Raw genomic sequence first — 17596 nt, 5'->3', positions numbered from 1 at the left:
TTACAAAATGGCGCGTCCGGTCATGTCGCGGTTCGCCGGCAAACGGTCTGACATTGCCGTTGTGCGATAGGTCATACGGCGAAACCGGTCCGCCCAATATGGTGTTTCGGTCGAGGTGGGGGACGGCAATGATTGTGCACTGCATGGGCCCGGATCAGAGATCTTTCGGCGACCTCGAGAGCCCGCTGGCGCTGCTCGGCGCCTGTCTGCCGGCCATGCCCGAGCCCGCCCCGGCCGATCTTCCGGCTTTGATCGAGGATGTCTCCCCGGCGGATCTGACCGCAGCCGTCCATCAGCTGCTCGGCGCCGAGCTCATTTCCGTCACCCGGGCGATCGCGATTCTCGGCGAGTACGGCGATCCATTCGTGCTGAGCCGGGTCCTCGGCCTTCCGCTGTATCGGATCGGTGCGCTGTTCGACGAGCTCATCGCGGCCGGTGTGCTCGCGCCCGACCATTGTCTGCGATCCCGGGTGCGGGCAGCCGTGCTGGCCGGCACCGCACCGGACGTGAGCCGCCGGCTGAACATGCGCGCCGCCGAAGTGCTCTACGAGGACGCCGCCCCGGCCCCGGTGGTCGCCCGGCACCTGCTCGCCGCCGGCGTCGCCCCCGAGTCCTGGGCGACCGGCGTGCTGAGCGAGGCGGCCACGCAGGCGGTCCGGGAGCGGCGTTTCGACGACGCCGCGGCCCTGCTCGGCCTGGCCCTGAACTGGTCGGCCGGGCCCGCCGGCCGGGCCGAGATCCGGTTCCGCCTGCTCGACGTGCGGTGGTGGTCGGATCCGGACCAGGCCGCCGACCTGCTCACCGCGCTGGCCGCGGCCGCTCGCGTCGGTCACCTCGCGCCGGACCGGATCGCCCGGCTGTCCCGGCTGATGGCCTGGCAGGGCCGCGCCCAGGACGCCCGCGACCTGCTCGCCATGACCGGCGACCAGCAGACGATCGGCGGGCGGTGGATCCGGCATGTCTTCCCTGGATCGTTGGGCGCCGCGGTCGAACCCGATGCCGCGGCGGCCGAAGCGGTCGAGATGCTGCGCCGGGTGATGCCGCACGAGCCGGATCTGGAGGCCGCCCAGATCGCCGTCTGCACCCTGCTGACGCTGGACCGCTTCGACCCGGACGAGATCTGGTACCCGCCGTTCGCCCGCGCGGTCGCCGCCGGCGGGTTGCCCCCGTGGCAGTCGCTGCTGGCCGGCGCCCGCGCGACGGTCGCCCTGAACGGCGGCGAGCCGGCCCGGGCCGCCGCGCTGGCCCGGCAGGCGCTGGCCGGGCGGCCGGTCGGCGACGGCCGGTGGAGTGTGCTGCTCGCGCTGCCCCGGGCGGTGTTACTGATGGCGCTGACCGAGCTCGGCCGACACACCGAGGTCGCTGCCGCGCTCGCCGTCCCGCCGCCCGCCGACCTGACCCGAAGCCCGTACGGACTGCTGCATCTGCGCGCCCGGGGCCGGCACCACCTGGCCACCGGCGCACCGCAGTCGGCCGCCGACGACTTCCGGGCCATCGGCGACGCCCTGACGTCGTGGGGGATCGAATCACCCGGCCTGCTGCCCTGGCGCACCGACCTGGCCGAGGCCGTCCTGCGGCTCGACGACCGGCCGCCCGCGCCGCGGCTGTCCCGGGCCGAGGGCAAGGTCGCCCGGCTCGCCTCGCAGGGCTACACCAACCGCGAGATCAGCGGAATGCTCTACATCACCCGGAGCACGGTCGAGCAGCACCTGACCCGGGTCTACCGCAAGCTGGGGATCGACCGGCGCGACGAGCTCTGCGACCTGCTCTGACCCCGGCTCAGTCGGTGTTGACGACCAGGGTGCCGACGCCCCCGGCCGCGTCCAGGTCGACCCGGTGGGACGAGTCCTCCCAGCCGGCCGAGGTGATGACCTTGCCCGGCGTGGTGTCGGTGAAGATCACGCCGTCCATGATCACTTTTCCGGCGCCGATGCGCAGGGTCATCCGTACCGGCGAGTCGTTGCTCTTGATCTTCAGTTGGTTCATGCCGTGGGTCAACCGCAGTGGCAGGGTTCCGGTTATCGGGGGCAGCGACAGGTCGAAGACGTGGGCCCCGCCGGCCAGTTCGAGCGAGGTGAGCCGGGCGCCGGTGAGGTTCACGGTGGTGTCGGTGTTGCCGGCGGTCATCCGAAGGCTCCAGCGGATGCGGGCGTTCAGCAGGATGGTGACCGGCGGTGCGGTGGTCTTGACGTCCTTGACCAGGGTCAGGCGGTGGTTCGAGCCGCTGTCGGTGATCTTCGCGGTGACCGGGGCGGGGGCCTTGGCCAGCGTCACGCGGTAGAGGTTGGCGCCGAGGTCCTGACTGCGCACGGTGACCGAGCCGGCGGTGGCCGCCACCTCGAAGTTCGCGGTGGCCGGGAGCTGCACGGCGGCGGCGGAGGACCGGATCGGAGTCGTCGGCACGGCTGACGGGCTGGTGGGCGCGGGCGTGGTCGGCGACGGGCCGGCAACCGGCGGGCTCCAGGCCGGCGCGACGGCGTAGTTGTACTCCTTGGCGTCGCCCTTCTTCATGGACGCAGCCAGAACTCCGACGGTCGCCGCGAGCAGAAGTGCCAAGGCGGCGCCGCCGCCGCGCGCCAGCCGGATCCGGCGACGACGATCCACGATGCGTCCCTTCTCAGAGGTCCACCTATGGGTACGGACGCCGGGCCGCCGCGGATCGATCTTTACTGCCGGTCGTGCCAACCTCCGTCGCCAGCTCGGAAAATAGACAAGAGTCATTGTGTCGCAGCGATGAACATGATTAATTCTCACTTAAGTCCGCCTCCGCTTTCCCGCTCGCTCACGGGAGACGCCATGCGCCTGCGACTTCTCGTCCTGATTCCCGCCCTTCTGGGCACGCTCCTGGCCGGCCGTCCCGCGATCGCGGCGGACCCCTCGGCCGCCCTGATCACCGTCGACGGCACCCGCTTCGTCGACAGCCACGGCCGGGAGGTCGTGCTGCGCGGCTTCAATGTCTCCGGCGAGGTCAAGCTGGCCGAGAAGGGCGGCCTCCCGTTCGCCGGCCCCGCCGACGCCCGCACGTCGGCGCTCGCGATGCGCAACCTCACCAACGCCAACACGGTGCGCTTCCTGCTCTCCTGGGCGGCCGCCGAACCGGCCCGGGGCGTCCTCGACACCGCGTACCTCGGCCAGGTGGCCGAGCAGGCCGGCGTCTTCGCCGATCTCGGGTTCGAGGTGCTCTTCGAATTCCACCAGGACCTCTTCTCCCGCTACCTGTTCAACGCCGGCAGTTGGTACACCGGCGACGGCGCGCCGAAATGGCTGGTGGCGGCGGGCGGCTATCCGGCGGAGAGCTGCGGCATCTGCGTCAACTGGGGGCAGAACATCACCCAGAACGCGGCGGTCCAGCAGGCCACGTACGACTTCTGGCACTCTCCTACCGAGTTCAAGTGGCAGGCCGAGCAGGTTCTCCGCTCCCTGCGGTCGGGTCTGTCCAGCAGCCAGTTCGCGCACGTGCTCGGTGTCGACCCCTGGAACGAGCCGTACGCCGGCACCTACGACAGCGGGCAGAACAGCCGCACCTGGGAACGGGACGTGCTGTGGCCGTTCTACCAGTCGTTCCGGGCCATGATGGACGGTGCGGGCTGGGTCGACCGGCCGGCGTTCGTCGAGCCGAACCTGTTCTGGAACGGCAACGTCTCCAACCAGCCCGGCGGCTTCCTCGACGCCGGGGCGATCGGGCCGCGCTACGTCTTCAACACCCACTTCTACGACCAGGCCGCGATCTCCGGCGTGCTGATGTGGGGCAAGGCCACCGATGGGCAGGAGAGCGACGACTTCGCCAAGATCCGGGACCGGTCGGCGGCGCTGTCGGCGCCGGCCATCGTGACCGAGTTCGGCCATCCGCTCGGCGGCTACACCTCGGACCAGGCGCCGAGCGTGGACAAGGCGATGTACCAGGGCATCGACTCGCGGCTGCCGGGCGCCCAGTGGTGGGGCGGCGTGGCCGCGTCGGGGCCGGTCCTGTCCGGCACGCAGTGGCACTGGGACATCTACAGCGGCCGCCACCAGGAGCTGATGAACGACAACCCGTCCAAGATCCAAACCGCCGGCGACGCCTGGAACGGCGAGGACTTCTCCGCGGTGGCCCTGGACGGCGCCGGCGCGGCATACCTGCGCCAGGACGCCCGCCTGCTCGACCGGATCTACCCGTCCGCGGTAGCCGGCCGGACCCTCGCCTTCGTTTACGAGGACCGCTCCCGCGACGGCAGCACCGTGCTGGCCTGGAGCCCGCCCCCGCCGAGCCTGCCGAACGTCAAAACGACCATCAACAGCAGCCGGTACGCCGTCCTGGTGTGGCGCTCCGGCGGGGACGGGGCCGCGACCGAGGTGAAGCTGCCGGCCGGCTACCGCAACACGGTCGTAGCCGACGTCGCCTACACGATCGCGGCGGACGGCCGCACGCTGTCGCTCTCCGGCGCCGGCCCGGCCGGCGTCGTGCACTACGCCCTGATCGCCGACTCCGCGGTCCCGTCATCGACCGTGCTGGCGGCGGCGAAGACCGAACTGGCCGGCTGGGCGGCGGCCGCATTCCCCGGTTGAGCGACCTCAGCGCTCGATGGCGATGAGGTAACCGCGGACCAGCACGACGACCTGGTCCGCGGTCACCGACAGGATGCGGAAGATCCGTTGCGGGACCTCGGCGGACCAGATCAGGCGGCCGGTCTCGATCTCCCAGATCCGCAGGTGGTTGTCGGCGCAGCCGGTGGCCACCAGCGGAACCCCGCCAACGGTGGCCGGCCGGATCTCCCAGACCCGGTCCGGATGAGCCAGGACCGGGCCGGCCGGCTCGCCCGAGGCGATGTCGGAGCAGACGACGTTGCTGCCCTCGGCGCTGAGCAGCGTAGCCCCGAACAGATCGAGCCTCCGGACCGCTCGGGGACCGGGCCGGTCCATGCCGTCGCTCTCGTGGTCGGCCGGCCCGGTGCGCCCGGCGAAGAGGCCGGGCGGGCTGATCTCGGCCAGGTCGCTGCCGTCGAACCAGCGGATGCCCCCGCCGTCGGTGCCGACCAGCACGACCGGGCGACCGTCGAGGCCGGCGATCGCCATCGAGGTCGGATCGAGGTTCGCTGTCGTCCGGGCCCGAAGCGTCAGCGTGGCCGCCTCCCAGACGCCGATGGCGCCGCCGAGGTCGACCGCTGCGATGAGCCCACCACCCGTGGCCGCCGCCGAGAGGAAGGTCGGAGTGAGCGGCTCGCCGGCGGTGCGGGTCGCGCCGGTGGCCAGGTCCACGGTGGTGGGTGCGAGCCGGATCAGCACCGCCAGCGAACCCGGGAGGTGCTGCAGCCGGGGATAGCCGCCGCCAAGGTCCACCCCGCCGCCGAGGTCCTCGAGCCGCTGCCCGTCCGCCGCGTCGAACACCTCCAGCGACCCGAGCTGCTCCTGCGCGACGATCACCGCCCGCCCGCCGATCGTGGTGGCGATCGCGTCCAGGAAGTGCGACCGGTCCGGCGCGTCCCGCGGCAGCGGATCGGTGAGCTCCAGCAGGTTGATCCGTCCTTCGCTGCTGCTGCCCTCCGCCGCGAGGACAAACGACCCGTGCACCGCGATCTCGTCGGCGTGGCCACCGAAGTCGGCGCGGACCGTGCCCGGCACGGTCCCGTCCCGCAGGTCCACGATCCGCAGGGCGGACCGTTCGGCGAGCACCGCCCGGCCGTCGGCGAGGAAAGCGGGCGCCGACCGCGGCCGCGTCGTGGTGTGGAAGTGGCCGACCAGCCCGGCCGTGGCCGGATCCCAGACGTTCACCACGCCGCCGTCGTCGACGGTCATCGCGCGTCGCTCGCCGCCCAGCGCCGTCCAGCCGGCGGTGGCGATGTCCGCGGTCCCGGCCACCTCGCTGATCAGCCGCAACCCGTCCAGATCGGAGAAGCACAGCTTCCCCGCGCCGGCGCTCAGGATGGTGCCGTCGGTGCTGATCGCGGTGGCGGAGACGTAACCGCCGTGCACCGCGCGCCGGGCCAGCAACCGGCCGTCGGCCAGCCGCCACTGCAGCAGATAGCCCTCATCGGTGCCGGTGACCGCGGTCCCGTTGCCGATGGCGAGGCTGCAGAGGTCGCCCGCCCGCCGGGGGATGTCGTCGGGGTCGGTGGCCAGCCGCAGCGCCCCGGTGGCGAGATCCCAGACGAGCACCCGTTCGCCGTCGATGGCGGTGAGGGTGCCGCCGCCGAACACGGCCTTCCAGTAGAAGGCGCCGGGCTTGCCCTCCAACTGCAGCCGCTGCGGCTCGCCGCCGTCCCGGGGGATGCGGTGGACACTGTCGCCGGCCAGCGCCCACGCGTAGGTGTCGTCCAGCGATACCGCGCTGATCAAGCAGTGGAGCAGGTGCGTCTGCCGCAGCGCCGGGCTCAGCGACTCACCGGCCGTCCACCGCGGCCGGCCCGGCCCGGGCTCCTCGACCCGCCGGCCGCCGCGCAATCGGGTCAGCATCCGCTCGAACGTATCCACGGCCTGGAATTCTGTCGTACCCCGCGGGCAGACTTCCACCATGGATCGAGACGAGCTGTGCACGGCCCTCGCCCACGTGCTCGACCAGGTCAAACCGGAGCGATATCGGCTGGTCGGCACCGGTGCGGCGCTGGCGCAGGGTGTCCGGCTTCCGACCGGAGACATCGACATCCTGGTCGAGCGGCGCAGCGACGTCGACCGGTTCGCCGCCGTTCTCGGCGGCACCGATCCGGTGTGGATGTCCGAGCCCCGGCAATACTTCACGCACACCTACGTCGGCGAGATCGAGGCGGGCATGAGCACCGTCGAGGTGCCGACCGAGTCCGACGGCTTCGAGTGCATCGGGCGCGGCCCCTGGGAGCATTACGTCAACGTCCAGGTGGGGGAGCACGTCGTCCCGGCGGTCGCCCTCGAGCTGAGGCTGGCTTCCGAGCTGGTCCGCGATCGTCCCGACCGTTACTCCGCCCTGATCGGGCACCTGCGCTCACACGGCGCCGACCTCGACCTCGCGGCCCGGGCGATGCGTGACCGCGGCCTGAGCGCGGAGCTGCGGAAACGGGTGATCGATGAGTTGGCGAGGGGAGGAGAAGACACTCCCGGCCACTTCTAACGTATATCGCACTGGGGGGCTTGCGGCAAGACCCCGGTGGTGACGGAGAATCGTCGGCCTCGGCCTGAAACCTGCCTAAAACGGGAGCTGACGACGTGAGTCCAGTTACTGCCAGTGCTTTTGATCTTGAACAGCACCCGGCCAAGGCCACCCCGGCGCTGATCGCTGCGGACGAGCGGCACTTCGCGGAGATCGCCGGCAGCGTCGAGCGGCTGCTGGCCGAGCTGGGCGGCCGCCTCGACGCCGTCCGCAAGGATGCCGCCGGCAAGGGGCGGCAGGCGGTGGACCGCGACCAGGAGGTGCGGCGGCTGAGCGCCCGCCTGCGCACCCTGCGCCGGTTCAGCCTCGACCTGTGCCTCGGTCGCATGGCCGGCCCGGACGGGCCCATCTACCTCGGGCGGCTCGGCCTCACCGACGGCGCCGGTCGCCGGCTGCTGGTCGACTGGCGCTCACCGGCGGCCGAGCCGTTCTTCGCGGCCACCCACGCCCACCCGATGGGTCTGAGCAGCCGGCGGCGATACCGCTGGACCCGCGGCCACGTCACCGACTACTGGGACGAAGCGTTCGGCCCGGTCGACGGCGCCGACAAGGCCCTCGACTACGAGTCCGCGTTCATCGCGAGCCTGGGCAACAGCCGCGACGCCCGGATGCGGGACGTGCTCGGCACCATCCAGGCCGACCAGGACGCGATCATCCGTGCGGGTTCCGGCGGCGCCCTGGTCGTCGACGGCGGTCCCGGCACCGGCAAGACCGTGGTGGCCCTGCACCGCACCGCCTACCTGCTCTATGCCGACCCGCGGCTCAGCCAGCGCCGGGGCGGGGTGCTGGTCGTCGGCCCGCACCAGCCGTACCTGAACTACATCGCCGACGTGCTGCCCAGCCTCGGCGAGGAGGACGTGCAGACCTGCACGCTGCGTGACCTGGTCGCCGAGGGCGCGACGGCCGGCCCCGAGCCCGACTCCGAGGTGGCCCGCCTGAAGTCCTCCGCCGCCCTGGTGCGGGCGATCGACGCGGCGGTCCGGTTCTACGAGGAGCCGCCGGCGGCGACGACGGTCAGCACCGACGAGGCCGACCTCCGGGTGACCGCCGGCGACTGGCGCGACGCGTTCGAAGCGGGCGAGGGCACCCCGCACAACGAGGCCCGCGAGCAGGTTTGGGACGAGCTGGTCGCAGGCCTCGGCCCCACGGCCGGACAAAACCGCGATCTGCGTACGGCGTTCAACCGTGCCTGGCCGATCCTGAAACCCGACGACCTGGTCGCCGACCTGTTCACGGTCCCGGCCTACCTGCGCAAATGTGCTCCCTGGCTGGCCCCGGCCGAAATCCGGAAACTCCAGCGCGCCGACCCCCGAAACTGGACCGTGGAGGACCTGCCGCTGCTCGACGCGGCCCGGCAGCGTCTCGGCGATCCCGAGGTGTCCCGGAAGAAGCGCCGCGACGACGCCACCCTCACCGCCGAGCGCAAGCGGATGGACCAGGTGGTCGACGACCTGCTCGCGGCGAACGTCCACGACGACGGCGAGGGCCTGTGGTCGATGCTGCGCGGCGAGGACATGCGCACGTCCCTGGTCGACGAGTCGGTGCTGACGGCCACCGACCCCGACCGGCTGGCCGGCCCGTTCGCGCACATCGTGGTCGACGAGGCCCAGGAGCTGACCGACGCCGAGTGGCAGATGCTCCTTCTGCGGTGTCCGTCCCGCAGCTTCACGATCGTCGGCGACCGGGCCCAGGCCCGGCACGGCTTCACCGAGTCCTGGCCGGAGCGCCTGGCCCGGATCGGTCTGGAGCGCGCCAAGGTGGCGTCGCTGACCATCAACTACCGCACCCCGGCCGAGGTCATGGCCGAGGCCGAGCCGGTCATCCGGGCGGTGCTCCCGGACGCCAACGTGCCGGCGTCGATCCGCAGCAGTGGCCTCCCGGTGGTGCACGGCGCGGTGTCCGAGCGCGACGACATTCTGGACGCCTGGCTCGCCGCGAACGCCGAGGGGATCGCCTGCGTGATCGGCGATCCGACCTGCCGGGCGACCGGCCGGGTCCGGTCGCTCACCCCGGAACTGACCAAGGGCCTTGAGTTCGACCTGGTGATCCTGGTCGACCCGGAGAACTTCGGCGCCGGCATCGAGGGCGCCGTCGACCGTTACGTGGCGATGACCCGGGCAACCCAGCAGCTGGTGCTGCTGCACACCACTACTTGACATTCTCCAGTACCTGCCTTTGTATAGGAGTGTGACCGAGACCCACGACCCACAGCTGCTGAAGGGGGTGCTGTCCCTGCTGCTGCTGCACCTGCTGGCCGAGCGCGAGTCGTATGGCTATGAGGTGGTGCAGCGGTTGCAAGCGGCCGGCTTCGCCGACGTGCTCGAAGGCAGCGTCTACCCGGCCCTGACCCGCCTGCAGCGCGAGGGCCGGCTGGCCACCCGCCTCGTGCCGTCACCCAGCGGCCCGGCCCGGAAGTACTACCGCCTGACCCCGGCCGGGCATGCCGCCCTTGCGAGCGGGTCCGACTCCTGGGCGCGGCACATCACCGCGGTCGACGCCGTGCTGTCCCGCCCCCTGCCCACACCAGCGGAAGGAAACTGACATGCTCGACCGACTGCGCATCGAACGTCTGGTCTGGAGTCTCGACCAGCAGCTCTACGACCTGCCGCGCGCCCAGCGCATCGCCACCCGCCGTGAGGTGCGGGCCAATCTGCTGGAGGCGGCCGGTGACGTCGGCGCCACCGAGGCTCTGCGCCGGGTCGGCGGCAGTCGCCGGCTTGCCGAGCAATACCTGGTGGCCGAGTTCGGCGACGGGCCGCGGCACTCGTGGATCGGCGCCGCCTACGCGGCGGCGACGATGCCGCTGCTGCTCAACTTCTTCCTCGGCGAGGCCGCCGGCTCCTTCCGGGACGGGGTGACCGCCGCCGACCCGCACGCCACCGGCGCCTTCACCTGGTCCGGAGTGAGCTGGCTGCAGTCCGCCACCACGTTCACCTTCAGCAACGGGGCGGCGGATTCGCACGGCGGAGCATGGACCCCGCTCACGTACGCCCTGTGGATCCTCGTCACGGTCGGTTTCGGCCGGCTCTGGCGGGTGCGCCTGCGCCGCCGCGCGGCCGTCGCCACCGCCTGACCGCCGCTACCGGCCGGATTCGCCGAAGGCGGCCGCGAGAGCCTCCGCGATCAGGCCGGCCAGGTCGGTGCGTCCGTCGTCCCTGGCCCACCGCGCCAGCGCGATGTGCATGGCGGCCAGGCAGACGCTCGCCGCCGCCTCGGCGCGGAACTGGGCTTCCGGGTCGGCGGCGTCGATGTCCAGACCGTCCGCGATGGCCTGTTGAAGGACGTATTGATTGTCCAGGTGCCGGGCGCGTAACGCGGGCGTCGAGATCTTCAGCCGCAGGCGGGCCAGCAGGAACCGGTCGGTCGTCATCCGGGCCGAGTCCACGAGCGCCGTGCCGATCCGCTGCGCCAGTGTCCGGCCGGCCGGCGTCGCGGCGATCCGTTCGGCCACCAGCGGGCCGTTCTGGTCGGCCAGCATCAAGTCTTCCTTGGTCGGGAAGTGCCGGTAGACGGTCATCGGGGGACGCCCGCGGCGTCGGCGACATCGTTCACGGTCGTGCTGTCGTACCCGCGGTCGGTGAGCAGCCGCACCGCAAGGGCCTGGATCAGGCGCTGCGTCTCGAGCCGTCGTTGCTCCCGCCGGCGCGGCGGCGACGCTCGGCGAGATCGAGCGGGCCGGTGGCGCGGACCATGCTGGCCGGGCGGAGCTGGGTGGCGACGGCGACGGCGACACGTTGTTCGCCGGGGTCGAAGCGGCCCTGGCCGGGCGGCCGCTGGACATCCTCGTCAACAAGGCGGCGGCGCCGCCCGCGGGCCCGCGGGGCGCGACGACCCGGGCGCAATTCGACCACCTGTTCGCGGTGAACGTGCGAGCGCCGTACTTCATAGCGCCGTACTTCATCATCGAACGGGCCCGCCCCTGCTCTGCGACGGCGGCCGGATCATCACGATCTCGTCGGCGGCGGCCCGGATGCCCAACGCCACCCAGACGTCGTTCGCGGTGAGCAAGGGCGCGGTCGAGACCGTGAGTCGAATCCTCGCCAATCAACTGGGCGCCAGGGGCATCACGGTCAACGCGGTCACGCCCGGCGCCACCCGCACCGCCACCAACGGAGCGGTCTTCGACACGCCGGGCTTGGCCCACCTGACCACCGGCATGACGGCGCTCGACCGGCTCGGCACTCCCGGCGACGTCGCCGACGTGGTGGCGTTCCTCGCCTCGGACGCCGGCCGCTGGGTCACCGGTCAGGTCATCGACGCCGGCGGCGGCCTGTTCTCGGCCCGTACGCCGTTAGAGGGATTGCCAAATAGCGCGTATTGCCAGGTAGCCGGGCGGATGTCGGCCGCCGCGCCATGGCGAGCAGGATTTATAGGCCGGCGTGCGCTTGCGGCGCTAAGGAAAACTTCGAAGTGTGTCCTTCTCGCGATTGTCCCGATGCGGCGCTGGCTCTAACCTTGGCCGGTCCGTCGGCCGCTGCCCGCCCTCGGCGGGCAGCCGGGATCCTCGTGCCCGGCAACCGCGCCGGCTCTTCCCTGCATGCCGCGCTTGTCGACCGGGTGAGCGGCGTGGGAGGCACTCATGACCATCAGCTCGTCTTTCGAACGGCCCGATGTTGTCGCTAGGCTAGGGCGGTCCAGGCGTCGTCAAGGAGCCGGGGGTTTATAGTGCCGAATTTCTTTCTGAGTTCGGCGGCCGGCGACGACGATCCGTACGTTCGGCAGTTCTTCGATGATCTCCGAGACCGGGTGTCGGCCGCCAGTTCCGATCACGGTGCCGATCTGTCCTTTCTCGGCACGGCCGGAAATCGGGACACCAGCTTCCCGCCCGACATGCTGTTACGGCTCGCTTCGTGCGACGTCTTCGTGGCGCTGACCTCGCCACGTTATTTCCGCAACGCGACCTGCGGCCGGCAGTGGGAGGTCTTCGCGCGGCGGTTCGGGCCCGGTGACGACCGGTCGGCGATGATTCCGGTCGCCTGGTCCATGGACGCTGTGGTGCCGGACTTCGTCGGTGTCCCGTTGGCCGCGCCGCCGCGGGATGCGCCGCGCGGGCTGCGACGGCTGATCCGTCTGCGCGGCCATCGATCCGAATACGAGTCCTTCCTCGACGACCTGACGCAACGGATCGTCGCCGTCGGCGAGGCTGCTCCGGCGCCGGCCGCTGATCCGGTTGCCGACTTCTATGCCGTGCCCGACGCTTTCTTGTCGTCCACAGTGGATCTGCGAGTGCACTTGATCGTCGCTGCCGCGTCTCGCGAGGAGATGGATCGGGTCCGCAAGGATCTGGCCTATTACGGCGCCGAGGCCCGGGACTGGGCGCCGTACCTGCCGGAGGTTCCCGGGTCGTTGGCGAGCCGAGCCCGGCTGCTCGCCGCGGACCAGGCGCTGCAAGGCGAAGTGGCGGCCCTTGACGACGTTCTCGATCGCATCGAGAGGGCACGGGTCTCCCACGAGATCGTGGTCATCCTCTGTGACTGGTGGTTAACGCAGCTTGATGCGTACCGGAACATCCTGGCCGAGATCGATCGCCGTGGGCTGGGCGAAGCCGTCGTGCTGATACCGGCGAACCGCACTGACCGTGAGTCCATGGAAAACCTTGCGGAACTCCGCTTCGGACTGCGGACCACCTTCAAGCAGAGTTGGCGGCAGTCGCAGGCGCTCCTGCACCGGGACATCGGAACCGGGGAGGCCTTCGACGCCGACCTTGCCGGCGTTCTCGAGGAAGCCCGCAACCGGCTGTTCCGCACCAGCGGACCCCGGCCCGGCGGCGATGAAACGATGATCGAGCGGCCGATCCTCCATGGCCCGTGATGGCGCGGGGAAAGTACACTGAGTGATCGACTCCTCACGATCAATCGTCCTCGGGAGAAGGCACGTGGGATCGTCAGTCACCCAGCCCCACTTCTTCATCAGTTACGTGCACGACTCTGGTGAGGACGACCGGCATGTCCATCGGTTCTACGCGGATCTGAACCATGATGTGCTGATGTTCGCGGGCCGCAGGCAAGGCGAGTCGGCCGGCTTCTGCGACTCCTCGATCAAGCTCGGCCAATTGTGGTCCCCGACGCTCATCGAGAGCCTCAGCACGGCGCAGGTCTTGATTCCGCTGATGAATCCGGCTTACTTCACGAGTGCGGCATGCGGCAAGGAGTGGGCGATCTTCGTCTCGCGCCTCGCCCGCAGCGGCCGACTCGACTCGCCGGACTCGTCGATCATTCCGCTCCTCTGGGTGCCGATGGAGCTGCCCACGATCGCCTTGCCGTACCAGTTCAAGGAAGCCGCCTTCGGCGTCGCGTACGAGCGGGTCGGACTGCGGGCGCTGATCCGCGAGGAGCGGCGCCGCGACGACTATCACGCCTTTGTCGAGCGGCTCGCCCAGCGGGTGGTCACTCTCAGTAGAACCGCGCCGGTCGTCGAGGCTCCGGATCGCCCGGGCTTCGACGACGTCATCTCCGCCTTCACCGCGCTGCCCGGGCCGCGCCTGAACGGAAGCACCGGTCCGGGCGACGCGCCGGCCCGAAACCGGCCCCCGATGTCCACTCGAATCGACCGACCTATCCTCAATACCAATCTCCCCGAGGACCCCCGATGAGCGTCAGCGCCGACAGCGGCCCCGCCGGCCGGATCATCACCTTCTACAGTTACAAGGGCGGAACCGGCCGCACGATGGCGCTCGCCAATGTCGCATGGTTGCTCGCGACGAATGGCTACAAGGTGCTGACCATCGACTGGGACCTCGAGTCGCCGGGCCTGCACCGCTATTTTCACCCCTTCCTCCGGGACAAGAACCTGCGCAATTCCGAGGGCATCCTCGACCTCGTCCGCAAGCATTCCGAGTCCACCCTGCGAGCCGCGGATCCGGGCCCGACCTCGGTGCAGATCCACGAGTACGCCGCCTCCCTGGAGTGGGATTTCCCGCGCGGTGGCCTGCTCGACTTCGTGCCCGCCGGGCGGCAGGATCTGGGGTACACGGAGGCGGCGAGCACCTTCGACTGGGACACGTTCTGGCGTAAGCGTCAGGGGCGTCAGCTCCTGGACGCCCTGCGTGTGGACATGGCTCGTCACTACGACTTCGTGCTCATCGACAGCCGAACCGGCACCAGTGACACTGGCGGCATCTGCACGGTGCACCTGCCGGACACGGTGGTCAACTGCTTCACGCTGAATACGCAGAGCGTCAACGGGGCGGTGGCGATCACCGCGTCGATCCGCAAGCAGGCGCCGGAGATAACGGTGCTGCCTCTGCCGACCCGCATTGAGGACGGTGAGAAGGCGAAGCTCGAGCGCGGTCGGGTGTTTTCGCGCAGCAGCTTCGAGCCTTACCTCGGCTTCCTGGGTGGCCGCCCCGCCGACGAGTACTGGAACAGCCTGGAAGTCCCTTATATCCCGTATTACGCGTACGAGGAGATCTTGGCGGTCTTCGGCGATATACCCCGTCAGAACGGTCCGCTGCTAGCTCCGTACATGAATCTGGCGTCCCGGATCGCCGGCGCCAGCTGTCCGGCGGTGGTGATCCCGGAAGTGGATCGCAGCCGGGTGTTACGCGCTTTCGAGCAGTCCGCTCCCCAGCAGAAGCGGACGATCGTGGTGGCGTACGCCCCGCTCGACCGCATCTGGGCGGAATGGTTGCGTGATCGTCTTCGCGGCACCGCGCACCGGGTAATCCTGCAGAGCGTTCGCGAGTCCGTGCCAGACGTCGACGCCCTCGACCACCTCCTGGTGATCTACTCCCGAGATCTGGTCGCCCGCGAGGGTGGCCTGCGACTGCTCCGGACCGCCCGCGACCGCATCGTCCAGGGTGAGGAAAACCTGGTAGCGGTGCTTCGCGTGGACGCGACGGCGTTGGAGAGCCGGGTTCCGGCGCGGGTGCTCGTCGACGTGATGGGCGCGAGCGAGGATCGTGTCCTCGAGTCGGTGTCGGCAGCCCTGGCGCTCGACGCGGCAGGCCTGCCGAGCGCCCGGCAGGAACCGGGCGAGGTGCGCTACCCAGCCGACCTTCCGCCCCATTTCCAGGTGAGCCTCACCCGCAACCCGCGGTTCTCCGGCCGGGGCGGCGTCATCGAGAACATCCGGGAGCGTCTGCTCGGCAGCGAGGCGAGCGGCGCCCGGCTGGCCCTGATCGGCCTGCCCGGCGTCGGCAAGACCCAGACCGCCCTGGAGTACGTCTACCGCTTCGCCGCCAGCTACGACGGCATCTGGTGGATCTCGGCCGGCCAGCCCGGCCGGGTGCGGATCGCCCTCGCCGAGATCGCGACGAAGCTGTCCCTGCCGGGCGGCACCGTCGAGGAGCAGATCGCCGCGGCCCTGGAGGCGTTCCGCCGTGCCGTCCCGGTACGCCGCTGGCTCGTGGTCTTCGACAACGTCGATGCCCCGGCCGATCTTGAAGGCTTGCTGCCGTCCGGCCCCGGCCACGTACTGGTGACCTCCCGTAACCCCCAATGGGCCAACGAGCTCGACGCTGTCGACGTGGGGGTCTTCAAGCGGGCCGAGAGCGTCGAACTGCTCGGCCGCCGCGTCGAGAACCTCGGCCCGGCCGACGCGGACCAGTTGGCCGGCCGCCTGGGCGACCTCCCGCTGGCGCTCGAACAGGCCGGCGGCTGGCTGAGCAGCACGGCCATGGCCGTCCCGGACTACCTCGAGCTGCTCAACCGCAGCACCGCCGAGGCGATGGGCGAGAGCGCTCCGGCCGCCTACAACCAGACCGTCGCCTCCACCGTCGGGGTCGCCTACGACCGGCTGGCCCAGACCAGCCCGGCCGCGACACGCCTGATCGAGCTTCTTGCATTTATGGCGCCCGAAGTCATCCCATATCGCATGATTAGTAATAAACAACTGACCGTTTTGCTCGCTCCGATCGACCAGCGGATGTACGACCCAGCGCGACACGGATCGTTGATTCAGGACATCGGGCGTCTCGGGCTCGCCCGGGTCGACGCGGGCACGAACGAAGGGAAACCCGCCCCCGGGAGGCGTGGCGTCGTGGTCCATCGGCTGACGCAGGATATCGTCCGGTCGCGCTTGTCCCCGGCAGACCAGGACGAGCGCAGGAGGGAAATCCAGAGCGTGCTGGCAGAAGCGGACCGGGGAAACCCGGACAACCTCGAGAACCGGGCGGCCTACGAGGCTATCCGCCCGCACCTCGAGCCCAGCGGCGCGCTCACCTCCGACCGCCCGGAGACCAGGCAGCTGGTCATCGACATGACTCGTTACCTCTTCATGCGCGGTGACTTCAAGGGCTGCCGGGATCTTGTCGAGGCCACCCTCGACGAATGGCTGCCCCGCTTCGGCCCCGACGACGTGTGGGTGCTGCGGCTGAAGCGGACCCTCGCCCTTGTCCTCCGCGAGCAGGGCCATGAGGCCGAGGCGTACGACATGAACGCCGACAGCCTCGAACGTCTTCGTCGTACACAGGGCGACGAAGACCCGTACACCCTCTCGACCGCCACGATCTTCGGCGCAGATCTCCGCGCCCGTGGCGAGTACGAGAAGGCGGTCAGCCTCGACGAGCAAACCCTCAAGGGCTACCGCCAGGTCTATGGCGATGATCACCCCGAGACTCTCAACGCGGCCAGCAACCTCGCTGTCTCCCTGCGCTTCGTCGGTGACTTCGAGCAGGCAGCCGAGCGGGACCGTGACACGCTCCAACGCCGTCGCGAAGTGCTTGGCTCACGGCACTTCTTCACACTAAGTTCGCAGGAGAACCTCGGCACCGACCTGATCGAATTGGGTGAGCTCGTGCCGGCACGCAACCTCCTCGAGGAGGCCTACGAGGCGACGCGGACGGACTACGGAGAGGACCACCCGCGAACACTGCGGATCGCCAACACCTACTCGGTCGCTCTTCGTCGCCTCGATGAGGTGATGAAGGCCGCACAGGTCATCGACGACGCGGTCCTGCGGGCCGTAGCCGTCCTGGGGCGTCAGCACCGCTCCACCCTCACCAACCGGCTGGAACAGGCGGATGTGCGCTGGGCGGAGAAACGGATCAACGAGGCACGCGAGGTCGGGGAAGACGTCTATGCCGACTTCCGGAAGTTCCGGGGGGAGCACCACCCTGACACCATCACCGCCGGGAACGACCTCGCCATCTTCCGGCGGTTGTCCGGTGACGTGCCTAGTGCCCTGACGCTTGCTGAGCAGACGTTCGAGCTTCTCGACAACTTGTTCCGTCCGGGCCACCCCTACACCCTCGCAGCCATGATCACGCTGGCCAACGCCCAGTTCGCGGATGGGTCGCATCATCTGACTCAGGAAACCGACACCGGCGTGCTACAGCGGGCGCGCCGGACCTTCAAGGATTCACATCCGACCGTTCTCGTCACGATGGTCAACTGGGCCGTCAGCCACCGTGGAATTGACCCCGACACAGCCACCCGTAGACGGGACGAGGCGCTGCGAATGCTCGAGGAGACCCTGGGGCAGCACCACCATTGCACCGCTGCCGCCCGCGATTGGCAGCGCATCGACCAGGACATCGCGCCGTTCCAGGTCTAGCGCGTC

The 17596-nt window shown here is 70.1% G+C and carries 15 protein-coding genes; 10 read left to right on the top strand and 5 right to left on the bottom strand.

Annotated features, from left to right (window positions below):
• Positions 1-143 precede the first annotated feature (143 nt).
• Complete coding sequence (locus AB0E90_RS41140; protein ID WP_360417732.1) at positions 144-1772, top strand: helix-turn-helix transcriptional regulator; 1629 nt, start codon at positions 144-146, stop codon at positions 1770-1772.
• Positions 1773-1779: 7 nt separating this feature from the next.
• Here the strand turns inward: AB0E90_RS41140 and AB0E90_RS41135 are convergent, their stop codons facing one another.
• On the bottom strand, positions 1780-2604 hold the full coding sequence (locus tag AB0E90_RS41135) for a hypothetical protein (protein ID WP_360417731.1): 825 nt from the start codon (positions 2602-2604) through the stop codon (positions 1780-1782).
• Between the two features lie 192 nt (positions 2605-2796).
• Here AB0E90_RS41135 and AB0E90_RS41130 point away from each other — a divergent pair, with 192 nt between their 5' ends.
• On the top strand, positions 2797-4545 hold the full coding sequence (locus AB0E90_RS41130; RefSeq protein WP_360417730.1) for an endoglycosylceramidase: 1749 nt from the start codon (positions 2797-2799) through the stop codon (positions 4543-4545).
• Positions 4546-4551: 6 nt separating this feature from the next.
• Here the strand turns inward: AB0E90_RS41130 and AB0E90_RS41125 are convergent, their stop codons facing one another.
• Positions 4552-6447: a hypothetical protein gene (locus AB0E90_RS41125; RefSeq protein WP_360417729.1), complete on the bottom strand. Its 1896-nt coding sequence runs from the start codon at positions 6445-6447 to the stop codon at positions 4552-4554.
• Positions 6448-6487: 40 nt separating this feature from the next.
• On the opposite strand from AB0E90_RS41125, the gene AB0E90_RS41120 reads away from it, so the two are divergent.
• The 4 genes from AB0E90_RS41120 (at position 6488) to AB0E90_RS41105 (ending at position 10169) form a co-directional block, all read left to right on the top strand.
• On the top strand, positions 6488-7057 hold the full coding sequence (locus AB0E90_RS41120; RefSeq protein WP_360417728.1) for a hypothetical protein: 570 nt from the start codon (positions 6488-6490) through the stop codon (positions 7055-7057).
• Between the two features lie 71 nt (positions 7058-7128).
• Positions 7129-9252 carry an RNA polymerase recycling motor ATPase HelR gene (helR, locus tag AB0E90_RS41115; protein WP_360417771.1) on the top strand — a complete coding sequence of 708 codons (2124 nt, stop codon included), beginning with the start codon at positions 7129-7131 and terminating at the stop codon, positions 9250-9252.
• A gap of 31 nt (positions 9253-9283) precedes the next feature.
• Positions 9284-9637: a PadR family transcriptional regulator gene (locus tag AB0E90_RS41110; protein WP_360417727.1), complete on the top strand. Its 354-nt coding sequence runs from the start codon at positions 9284-9286 to the stop codon at positions 9635-9637.
• Position 9638: 1 nt separating this feature from the next.
• The gene (locus tag AB0E90_RS41105) at positions 9639-10169 is read left to right on the top strand and encodes a hypothetical protein (RefSeq protein ID WP_360417726.1); all 531 of its coding nucleotides are present in this window, start codon (positions 9639-9641) and stop codon (positions 10167-10169) included.
• 6 nt (positions 10170-10175) lie between these two features.
• Here the strand turns inward: AB0E90_RS41105 and AB0E90_RS41100 are convergent, their stop codons facing one another.
• Genes AB0E90_RS41100 through AB0E90_RS41090 form a run of 3 tightly spaced genes read right to left on the bottom strand, consistent with a single transcriptional unit; the run spans position 10176 to position 10947 of the window.
• Positions 10176-10613 carry a hypothetical protein gene (locus AB0E90_RS41100; RefSeq protein ID WP_360417725.1) on the bottom strand — a complete coding sequence of 146 codons (438 nt, stop codon included), beginning with the start codon at positions 10611-10613 and terminating at the stop codon, positions 10176-10178.
• Positions 10610-10687: a helix-turn-helix domain-containing protein gene (locus AB0E90_RS41095; protein ID WP_360417770.1), complete on the bottom strand. Its 78-nt coding sequence runs from the start codon at positions 10685-10687 to the stop codon at positions 10610-10612. The genes AB0E90_RS41100 and AB0E90_RS41095 overlap by 4 nt, the downstream gene beginning before the upstream one ends.
• Before the next feature lie 14 nt (positions 10688-10701).
• Complete coding sequence (locus tag AB0E90_RS41090) at positions 10702-10947, bottom strand: hypothetical protein (RefSeq protein ID WP_360417776.1); 246 nt, start codon at positions 10945-10947, stop codon at positions 10702-10704.
• Here AB0E90_RS41090 and AB0E90_RS41085 point away from each other — a divergent pair.
• The 4 genes from AB0E90_RS41085 to fxsT all read left to right on the top strand — a co-directional run bounded on the left by AB0E90_RS41085 (position 10938) and on the right by fxsT (position 17590).
• Positions 10938-11549: an SDR family oxidoreductase gene (locus AB0E90_RS41085; RefSeq protein ID WP_360417769.1), complete on the top strand. Its 612-nt coding sequence runs from the start codon at positions 10938-10940 to the stop codon at positions 11547-11549. The genes AB0E90_RS41090 and AB0E90_RS41085 overlap by 10 nt on opposite strands.
• A 293-nt stretch (positions 11550-11842) precedes the next feature.
• On the top strand, positions 11843-12907 hold the full coding sequence (fsxC, locus tag AB0E90_RS41080; RefSeq protein ID WP_360417724.1) for an FxsC protein: 1065 nt from the start codon (positions 11843-11845) through the stop codon (positions 12905-12907).
• Positions 12908-12929: 22 nt separating this feature from the next.
• The gene (locus tag AB0E90_RS41075) at positions 12930-13688 is read left to right on the top strand and encodes a TIR-like protein FxsC (protein WP_360417723.1); all 759 of its coding nucleotides are present in this window, start codon (positions 12930-12932) and stop codon (positions 13686-13688) included.
• Complete coding sequence (fxsT, locus tag AB0E90_RS41070) at positions 13685-17590, top strand: FxSxx-COOH system tetratricopeptide repeat protein (RefSeq protein WP_360417722.1); 3906 nt, start codon at positions 13685-13687, stop codon at positions 17588-17590. Before AB0E90_RS41075 ends, fxsT begins: the two co-directional genes overlap by 4 nt.
• The last annotated feature ends 6 nt before the right edge of the window (positions 17591-17596 follow it).

The organism is Actinoplanes sp. NPDC026619 (assembly GCF_040638295.1).
Taxonomy (GTDB): Bacteria; Actinomycetota; Actinomycetes; order Mycobacteriales; family Micromonosporaceae; genus Actinoplanes.
Note: the sequence above shows the minus strand (reverse complement) of the source record. Positions and strands in the feature narration are given on the sequence as shown.

What these genes read in the sequence shown, in the direction of transcription:
- AB0E90_RS41140 (WP_360417732.1), top strand. Translation starts at nt 144, where the DNA reads ATGGGCCCGGATCAGAGATCTTTCGGCGACCTCGAGAGCCCGCTGGCG.
- AB0E90_RS41130 (WP_360417730.1), top strand. Translation starts at nt 2,797, where the DNA reads ATGCGCCTGCGACTTCTCGTCCTGATTCCCGCCCTTCTGGGCACGCTC.
- AB0E90_RS41120 (WP_360417728.1), top strand. Translation starts at nt 6,488, where the DNA reads ATGGATCGAGACGAGCTGTGCACGGCCCTCGCCCACGTGCTCGACCAG.
- AB0E90_RS41105 (WP_360417726.1), top strand. Translation starts at nt 9,639, where the DNA reads ATGCTCGACCGACTGCGCATCGAACGTCTGGTCTGGAGTCTCGACCAG.
- AB0E90_RS41100 (WP_360417725.1), bottom strand. Translation starts at nt 10,613, where the DNA reads ATGACCGTCTACCGGCACTTCCCGACCAAGGAAGACTTGATGCTGGCC.
- fxsT (WP_360417722.1), top strand. Translation starts at nt 13,685, where the DNA reads ATGAGCGTCAGCGCCGACAGCGGCCCCGCCGGCCGGATCATCACCTTC.